Annotated in this window: 4 protein-coding genes and 1 pseudogene; 2 read left to right on the top strand and 3 right to left on the bottom strand. The window is 71.0% G+C overall.

Going from position 1 to position 9,019, the window contains the following annotated elements:
• Nucleotides 1-242 precede the first annotated feature (242 nt).
• The 3 genes from ABZ070_RS33030 to ABZ070_RS33040 form a co-directional block, all read right to left on the bottom strand.
• Nucleotides 243-1,703, bottom strand: a complete 1,461-nt coding sequence (locus ABZ070_RS33030) for a glutamate synthase subunit beta (protein ID WP_356639345.1) — start codon at nucleotides 1,701-1,703, stop codon at nucleotides 243-245.
• A complete protein-coding gene (gene gltB / locus ABZ070_RS33035; RefSeq protein WP_356639347.1) occupies nucleotides 1,696-6,267 on the bottom strand; it encodes a glutamate synthase large subunit in 4,572 nt (1,523 codons plus the stop codon). Before gltB ends, ABZ070_RS33030 begins: the two co-directional genes overlap by 8 nt.
• A 406-nt stretch (nucleotides 6,268-6,673) precedes the next feature.
• Nucleotides 6,674-7,402 carry a VIT1/CCC1 transporter family protein gene (locus ABZ070_RS33040; protein ID WP_356639349.1) on the bottom strand — a complete coding sequence of 243 codons (729 nt, stop codon included), beginning with the start codon at nucleotides 7,400-7,402 and terminating at the stop codon, nucleotides 6,674-6,676.
• Nucleotides 7,403-7,662: 260 nt separating this feature from the next.
• On the opposite strand from ABZ070_RS33040, the gene ABZ070_RS33045 reads away from it, so the two are divergent.
• Both ABZ070_RS33045 and ABZ070_RS33050 read left to right on the top strand, forming a co-directional pair.
• Nucleotides 7,663-8,688: an ADP-ribosylglycohydrolase family protein gene (locus ABZ070_RS33045; protein ID WP_356639350.1), complete on the top strand. Its 1,026-nt coding sequence runs from the start codon at nucleotides 7,663-7,665 to the stop codon at nucleotides 8,686-8,688.
• Nucleotides 8,689-8,925: 237 nt separating this feature from the next.
• Nucleotides 8,926-9,019: pseudogene (locus ABZ070_RS33050) on the top strand (helicase HerA-like domain-containing protein); the annotation flags it as partial.

Genomic DNA, 9,019 nt, shown 5'->3' on the forward strand with positions numbered 1-9,019 from the left:
AGGCTGGATTTCGCGGAGCGAAATCAGCCCGTCCGGCGTTTGAGGACACCGCGCGGAGCGCGGTACGGGGTCCGGGGCTTGCCCCGGTTTCGGGAAGGGGCGGGGTGGGGAAAACGCCCGCCGCAGGCGTCACGCGCCCCGACGACATGCCACGGCGCCTGCCCAAGGTCCGGTCGGGGACAGGGCAGGCGCCGTGTTCAGTTCCGTACGCCGTTGTACGGGACGTGCAAGGGGTGGTGCGGTCAGACGGTCAGCGCGCGGTCCGTCGGGCGGATCGGCGCCGGGAGGGCGCTCGCGCCCGTGAGGTACCGGTCGACGCCGCGCGCCGCCGAGCGGCCCTCGGCGATGGCCCAGACGATCAGCGACTGGCCGCGGCCCGCGTCGCCGGCGACGAAGACACCGTCGACGTTCGTCGCGAAGTCCGCGTCGCGCGCCACGTTACCGCGTTCGTCGAGCTCGAGACCGAACTGCTCGACCAGGCCGTTGGCCTTGTCGATGCCGGTGAAGCCCATCGCCAGGGTGACCAGCTGCGCGGGGATCTTCCGCTCCGTGCCCGGCTTCTGGACCAGCTTGCCGTCCTCGAAGGACACCTCGACCAGGTGCAGGAACTGCACGTTGCCGTCCTCGTCGCCCTCGAAGTGGGTGGTGGAGACGGAGTAGACCCGCTCGCCGCCCTCCTCGTGCGCGGAGGTCACCTTGTAGAGCATGGGGAACGTCGGCCAGGGCTGGTTCGCGTTCCGCTCGTCGCCCGGGCGCGGCATGATCTCCAGCTGCGTGACCGAGGCAGCGCCCTGGCGGTGGGCGGTGCCCACGCAGTCCGCGCCGGTGTCGCCGCCGCCGATGACGACGACGTGCTTGCCCTCCGCGGTGATGGGGGGCGCCACGAAGTCGCCCTCCTGCACCTTGTTGGCGAGCGGCAGGTACTCCATGGCGAAGTGGATGCCGTTCAGCTCGCGTCCGGGGACCGGCAGGTCCCGGGAGACGGTCGCGCCGGCCGCGATGACGACGGCGTCGTAGCGCCGCCGCAGCTTGGTGGCGTCGAGGTCGCGCCCGATCTCCACCTCGGTACGGAACTTGGTGCCCTCCGCGCGCATCTGCTCGATGCGGCGGTTGATGTGCACCTTCTCCATCTTGAACTCGGGGATGCCGTAGCGCAGCAGTCCGCCGATGCGGTCCGCGCGCTCGTAGACGGCGACCGTGTGGCCCGCCCGGGTCAGCTGCTGGGCGGCGGCGAGGCCCGCCGGGCCGGAGCCGATGACCGCGACGGTCTTGCCGGACAGGCGGTCCGGCGGCTGCGGGGTGACGTCGCCGGAGTCCCACGCCTTGTCGATGATGGAGACTTCGACGTTCTTGATGGTGACGGCCGGCTGGTTGATGCCGAGCACGCACGCCGACTCGCACGGAGCCGGGCACAGACGGCCGGTGAACTCCGGGAAGTTGTTCGTGGCGTGCAGCCGCTCGGACGCGGCCGCCCAGTCCTCGCGGAAGGCGTAGTCGTTCCACTCGGGGATGAGGTTCCCGAGCGGACAGCCGTTGTGGCAGAACGGGATGCCGCAGTCCATGCACCGGCCGGCCTGCTTGCTGATGATCGGCAGCAGGGAGCCGGGGACGTAGACCTCGTTCCAGTCCCTGACGCGGTCCGCGACGGGACGGGTCTCGGCGACCTCGCGCCCGGTGGTCAGGAAGCCCTTGGGGTCAGCCATTGATCGCCGCCTCCATCATCTTCTCGGTGGTCTCCTGCTCGGAGAGACCGGCGAGCTCAGCGGCGTCCTTGGCGGCGAGCACTGCCTTGTACGTGGTCGGGATGATCTTGCTGAAGCGGTCCACGTTCACGGACCAGTCGGCGAGGAGCCTCGAAGCGACGGTCGAGCCGGTCTCCTCGAAGTGGCGGCGCACGACATCGTGCAGCCACTGCTTGTCCGTGTCGGACAGGGACTCGATCGCCCCCAGGTTACCGGCGTTGACGTTGTCCTTGTCGAGGTCGATCACGTAGGCGACGCCGCCGGACATGCCGGCCGCGAAGTTGCGGCCCGTCTCGCCGAGGACGACCGCGTGGCCGCCGGTCATGTACTCGCAGCCGTGGTCGCCGACGCCCTCGGAGACCACCAGTGCGCCGGAGTTGCGGACGCAGAAGCGCTCGCCGGTCCGGCCGCGCAGGAACAGCTCGCCGCCGGTGGCGCCGTAGGCGATGGTGTTGCCCGCGATGGTGGAGTACTCGGCCAGGTGCTCGGCGCCCCGGTCGGGGCGGACGACGACCCGGCCGCCGGACAGGCCCTTGCCGACGTAGTCGTTGGCGTCGCCTTCGAGACGCAGCGTGATACCGCGCGGCACGAACGCGCCGAAGGACTGGCCGGCGGAGCCGGTGAAGGTGATGTCGATGGTGTCGTCGGGCAGGCCCGCACCGCCGAACTTCTTCGTCACCTCGTGGCCGAGCATGGTGCCGACGGTCCGGTTGATGTTCCGGATGGCGACCTGGCCGCGGACCGGCTGGGCATCCTCGGCGGTCGCCGCGTTCAGCGCGTCGGCGGCGAGCTTGATCAGCTCGTTGTCGAGCGCCTTCTCCAGTCCGTGGTCCTGCTCGACGGCCTGGTGGCGCACCGCGCCGTCGGGCAGGTCGGGCACGTGGAAGAGGGGCTCGAGGTCGAGGCCCTGTGCCTTCCAGTGGTCGACGGCCCGCTCGGTGTCGAGCAGCTCGGCGTGCCCCACGGCCTCCTCGATGCTGCGGAAGCCCAGCTCGGCGAGGATCTCCCGGACCTCCTCGGCGACGAACTCGAAGAAGTTGACGACGAACTCGGCCTTGCCGGAGAACCGCTCGCGCAGCACCGGGTTCTGCGTCGCGATGCCCACGGGGCAGGTGTCCAGGTGGCAGACGCGCATCATGACGCATCCGGACACGACGAGCGGCGCGGTCGCGAAACCGAACTCCTCGGCGCCGAGCAGCGCGGCGATGACGACGTCGCGGCCGGTCTTGAGCTGGCCGTCGGTCTGGACGACGATGCGGTCGCGCAGGCCGTTGAGCAGCAGGGTCTGCTGGGTCTCGGCGAGGCCGAGCTCCCAGGGGCCGCCCGCGTGCTTCAGCGAGGTCAGCGGGGAGGCACCCGTACCGCCGTCGTGGCCGGAGATGAGGACGACGTCCGCGTGGGCCTTGGAGACACCGGCTGCGACCGTGCCGACGCCGACCTCGGAGACCAGCTTCACGTGGATGCGGGCTGCCGGGTTGGCGTTCTTGAGGTCGTGGATCAGCTGAGCCAGGTCCTCGATGGAGTAGATGTCGTGGTGCGGCGGCGGGGAGATCAGACCGACGCCCGGGGTGGAGTGCCGGGTCTTGGCGACCCACGGGTAGACCTTGTGGCCGGGCAGCTGGCCGCCCTCGCCGGGCTTGGCGCCCTGGGCCATCTTGATCTGGATGTCGTCCGCGTTGACGAGGTACTCGCTGGTGACACCGAAGCGGCCGGACGCGACCTGCTTGATGGAGGAGCGGCGCTCGGGGTCGTAGAGGCGCTCGGGGTCCTCTCCACCCTCACCTGTGTTGGACTTGCCGCCCAGCTGGTTCATGGCGATGGCGAGGGTCTCGTGCGCCTCCTTGGAGATGGAGCCGTACGACATGGCGCCGGTGGAGAAGCGCTTGACGATCTCGGAGACGGGCTCGACCTCGTCGACGGAGATCGGCTCGCGGTCCGTGTTGAAGCCGAAGAGGCCGCGCAGCGTCATCAGGCGCTCGGACTGCTCGTTCACGCGGCCCGTGTACTGCTTGAAGATGTCGTACCGCTTGTTGCGCGTGGCGTGCTGCAGGCGGAAGACGGTCTCCGGGTCGAACAGGTGCGGCTCGCCCTCGCGGCGCCACTGGTACTCGCCGCCGATCTCCAGCGCACGGTGCGTGGCGGCGATGCCGGAGGCCGGGTAGGCCTTGGCGTGCCGGGCGGCGACCTCCTTGGCGACGACGTCGAGCCCGGCGCCGCCGATCTTGGTGGCGGTGCCGTTGAAGTACTTGTCGACGAAGGCGTCGTCGAGGCCGACGGCCTCGAAGACCTGGGCGCCGCGGTAGGAGGCGACCGTGGAGATGCCCATCTTGGACATGACCTTCAGGACGCCCTTGCCCAGCGCGTAGATCAGGTTGCGGATGGCCTTCTCGGGCTCGAGGCCCTCGATGAAGGTGCCGGCGCGGACCAGGTCCTCGACCGACTCCATGGCCAGGTACGGGTTGACCGCCGCGGCGCCGTAGCCGATGAGCAGGGCGACGTGGTGCACCTCGCGGACGTCACCGGCCTCGACGAGCAGACCCACCTGGGTGCGCTGCTTGGTGCGGATGAGGTGGTGGTGCACGGCGGAGGTGAGCAGCAGCGACGGGATCGGCGCGTGCTCGGCGTCGGAGTGCCGGTCGGACAGGACGATCAGCCGGGCGCCGTCCTCGATGGCCGCGTCGACCTCGCCGCAGATGGCCTCGATACGGGCGGCGAGCGCGTCGCCGCCGCCGGTGACGCGGTAGAGGCCGGCCAGCGTGGCGGCCTTCATGCCGGGCATGTCGCCGTCGGCGTTGATGTGGATGAGCTTGGCCAGCTCGTCGTTGTCGATCACCGGGAACGGCAGCGTGACGCTGCGGCAGGACGCGGCGGTCGGCTCCAGCAGGTTGCCCTGGGGGCCGAGCGAGGAGTGCAACGAGGTGACGAGCTCCTCGCGGATGGCGTCCAGCGGCGGGTTGGTGACCTGCGCGAACAGCTGGGTGAAGTAGTCGAAGAGCAGCCGCGGGCGCTCGGAGAGCGCCGCGATCGGCGAGTCCGTGCCCATGGAGCCGAGCGGCTCGCCGCCGGTGCGTGCCATTGGCGCGAGGATGACGCGCAGCTCTTCCTCGGTGTAGCCGAAGGTCTGCTGGCGGCGGGTGACGGAGGCGTGGGTGTGGACGATGTGCTCGCGCTCGGGGAGGTCCTCGAGCTCGATCTCGCCGGCTTCCAGCCACTCGGCGTACGGCGCCTCGGCGGCGAGGGAGGACTTGATCTCGTCGTCCTCGATGATGCGGTGCTCGGCGGTGTCGACGAGGAACATCTTGCCGGGCTGCAGCCGGCCCTTGCGGACGACCTTGGCGGGGTCGATGTCGAGGACGCCGACCTCGGAGGAGAGCACGACGAGGCCGTCGTCGGTGACCCAGTAGCGTCCGGGGCGCAGACCGTTGCGGTCGAGGACCGCGCCGACCTGGACGCCGTCGGTGAAGGTGACACAGGCCGGGCCGTCCCAGGGCTCCATCATCGTGGAGTGGTACTGGTAGAAGGCGCGCCGGGCCGGGTCCATCGAGTCGTGGTTCTCCCACGCCTCGGGGACCATCATCAGCACGGAGTGCGGCAGCGAACGGCCGCCGAGGTGGAGCAGCTCCAGGACCTCGTCGAAGGACGCGGAGTCGGAGGCGTCGGGCGTGCAGACGGGGAAGATCCGGTCGATCTTGCCGGCGCCGGAGTTGAACAGCGTGGAGGCGAGCTGCGACTCACGGGCACGCATCCAGTTGCGGTTGCCCTTCACCGTGTTGATCTCGCCGTTGTGCGCGACGAAGCGGTACGGGTGGGCCAGCGGCCAGCTCGGGAAGGTGTTCGTGGAGAACCGCGAGTGGACGAGCGCCACGGCGGTCGCGAAGCGCCGGTCCGAGAGGTCGGGGAAGAAGGGCTCGAGCTGGCCGGTGGTCAGCATGCCCTTGTAGACGACGGTGCGCGCGGAGAGCGACGGGAAGTAGACACCGGCCTCGCGCTCGGCGCGCTTGCGCAGCACGAACGCCTTGCGGTCCAGCGCGATGCCCTCGCTCACTCCGTCGGTGACGAAGAGCTGGCGGAAGGCGGGCATGGTGGCGCGGGCGCCGTTGCCGAGCAGGTCGGGCGTGACGGGGACCTCGCGCCAGCCGAGGACGCTGAGACCCTCTTCGGAGACGATCGTCTCGATCTTCGAGACGGCGGCCTCGTTCTCCTCGGCGTCTGCCGGGAGGAAGGCGATACCGACGGCGTACGAACCTGCCTCGGGCAGCTCGAAAGCGGTGACCTCGCGCAGGAAGGCGTCGGGGACCTGGAGCAGGATGCCCGCGCCGTCGCCGGAGTCGGGCTCGGAGCCGGTGGCACCGCGGTGCTCGAGGTTTCGCAGTACGGTCAGCGCCTGCTCGACCAGCTCATGGCTGGCAACACCGGTGAGGGTGGCCACGAACCCGACACCGCAGGCGTCGTGTTCGTTACGGGGGTCGTACATCCCCTGGGGGGCGGGGCGACCGTCCATGGGCGACCAGGCGTCGGAACGCATCGGCTCTCCCGTCGTCGTCGTGGCATGTGCAGTGCCGAGGGACGACGTTGGCCCTCCGCGAAATTTCGTGCAGGTTACATGATGGAGTGATTCTCGGAAAGCGGATAGCTCATTCCAGCATGCGGACACCGCGCCAGGCGGTGAAAGAGGTCGCGGCAGACACGTCGCATCCGGCGGACTTCGGCTGAGCAGGCTTCATTGCCCGCAGCGTCTACGGCTAATGCCCAGTGATTGCGGAATCGAAACCACCGGGTAACGGCTACTTATGTGGCGCCCTGCATAGTGTCTCACCCTGGGGCCCCACCACGGGAGGGCGTACGTCACAGGGTCCGTGACGGAGCCCGAAAAAGCGAACGCCGGCTCCCGGGTGAGCCGGCGCGGGGCGGACGCCGCGGAAGCGGCGGTACTACACCGCGGCGCCGATGAGCGTTCCCAGGCCGTAGGTGACCGCGGCCGCTGTGCCACCGAGGGCCAGCTGGCGCACGCCGCTGAACCACCAGCTGCGCGCAGTGACCTTCGCCACCAGAGCACCGCAGGCGAACAGCCCGAGCAGGGCGAGCAGCACTGCGGGCCACAGCGCGCTCGCACCGAGCAGGTACGGCAGCACCGGCAGCAGTGCCCCGAGCGCGAACGCCCCGAAGGACGAGGCCGCGGCAACCAGCGGCGACGGCAGGTCGTCGGGATCGATGCCCAGTTCCTCACGGGCGTGGATCTCCAGCGCCTGCTCCGGGTCCTTCGACAGCTGCATCGCCACCTGGCGCGCGAGCGGGGGCTCCACGCCCCGGGCGACGTACAGCGCCGCCAGCTCCTCCATCTCGTCGACGGGGTGCTTGCGCAATTCGCGGCGTTCCACGTCCAGTTCGGCCTCGACCAGCTCGCGCTGGGAGGCCACGGAGGTGTACTCGCCCGCGGCCATGGAGAACGCACCCGCGGCGAGACCGGCCAGGCCGGTGATGACGATGGTCTGCTGCGAGACGGCGCCACCCGCGACACCCGTCATCAGCGCGAGGTTGGAGACCAGGCCGTCCATCGCCCCGAACACCGCGGGGCGCAGCCAGCCGCCGTTCACATCGCGGTGCGTGTGGTTGTCGCGGTGTGCCTCGTGCAGTGCGGCTTCGGTTTCGATGATGGACACAACTCTCCCCTTGCTCCAGCAGCGGCCCGATCGGCCGCGCTCCCCTCGACACCTTCGAAGATACGCGCGATGTAAGGGGCGTACCAGCAAGGCAGGCTTTACTTACCTGGCTGCCAGGGGTCTGCACCGGATCAGGCGGGACGCAAGCCGGGCCCGCCGGAAACGGGTGCGCGCGGGTGAGAGAAACGTTTCTCTGACTCGACGGGCGCGGCACGTGGCACAGATGCGGGAGGAAGGCTCGCGCGCGCGAAGGGATCCGCATGGAAGTGCTGGCCGCATCCGGTTCCGGTTCCGTCGCCGCCCTGCTCGACCGGGCCCGCGGAGCGCTCCTCGGCCTCGCGGTGGGCGACGCGCTCGGCGCTCCCGCCGAGAACCTGCGGCCCTCCGAGATCCGCCGCCGCTGGGGACGCATCGAGGGGTTCGTGAGCGACGACCCCGCGGGCACGGACGACACCGAGTACGCGATCTTCTCGGGTCTGCTGCTCGCCCGGCACGGCTCCGCGCTCACCGTCGCGCACGTCGAGTCGGCGTGGCACCAGTGGATCGCCGACCTGGACGAGGGCCCCTTCCGGGGCGCGGGCTTCAGCGAACGCGGCACTCTGGAGAATCTGCGCCGGGGGCTCGCCGCCCCGATCTCCGCCCAGCACCGGCACGCGTGGAGCGACGGGCTGGCGATGCGGGCGGCCCCGTTCGGCGTCTTCGCCGCCGGGCAGCCCGCGGAGGCGGCACGCCTCGTGACCATCGACGGCAGCGTCAGCCACGACGGCGAGGGGATCTACGGGGGGCGGGCCGTCGCCGCCGGTGTCGCGGCGGCCATGGGCGGCGCGGGGCCGGCGGGGGTGATCGGGGCGGCGCTGTCCGTGGTCCCCATGGATTCCTGGACCGCACGCTCGATGCGCCGCGCGGTCGTCGCCGCGGGGCGGAGCCACCCGGACACCCTGTCCATGGAACGGGCCGTTCGCTCCGCGGTCGTCATCGGCGGCTACCCGTGGACGGACCTGGCGCCGGAGGCGGTCGGCCTCGCGTTCGGCGCCTTCGCCGCCGCCCGCGGGGACTTCCGTACTTCGGTACTGACAGCGGTCAACATGGGCCGCGACGCGGACACCACAGCGGCGGTCGCGGGCGCGCTCGCGGGATCGGTGTCCGGATTCGGCGCGATCCCCGAGGAATGGGCCTCGGCCATCGGCCCGGTCCGCGGCAGCTGCCTGCCGTCGATGCGCGGCTACCACGTCCTGGACATCGCCGAACTCCTCACCCCGGACGACGACCCGGGCCCGGCGTCATGACCGGCCCCGCCCGAGGAACGCCCTCCGACCCTGCGCCGACGCCCGCCGGCGAGCCGGCCGACGCGACGGCCGCCTACCACGGTTCACTGCACGCCGCCCCCCGCGCGGCGACGCACCACACCCTCGGCGCCCTGGGGGCGGGGGCGCCTGCCCATGGGCCGGGCGCGGTCGCGGGTGCGGGGGGCGCGGGCGCGGAGAGGGATGCCGCCGCCGCCCGCCCGGGTGGCGCACGCCCCGGCGGCGCGTGGGATGCCCGTCTTCCTCGCCGACATCAAGGGCGACGTCTCCGGCATCTCCGCTCCCGGCGAGGGAGGCGGCAAGGTGCAGGAGC

It is taken from the genome of Streptomyces sp. NPDC006283, assembly GCF_040613325.1.
Lineage (GTDB): Bacteria > Actinomycetota > Actinomycetes > Streptomycetales > Streptomycetaceae > Streptomyces.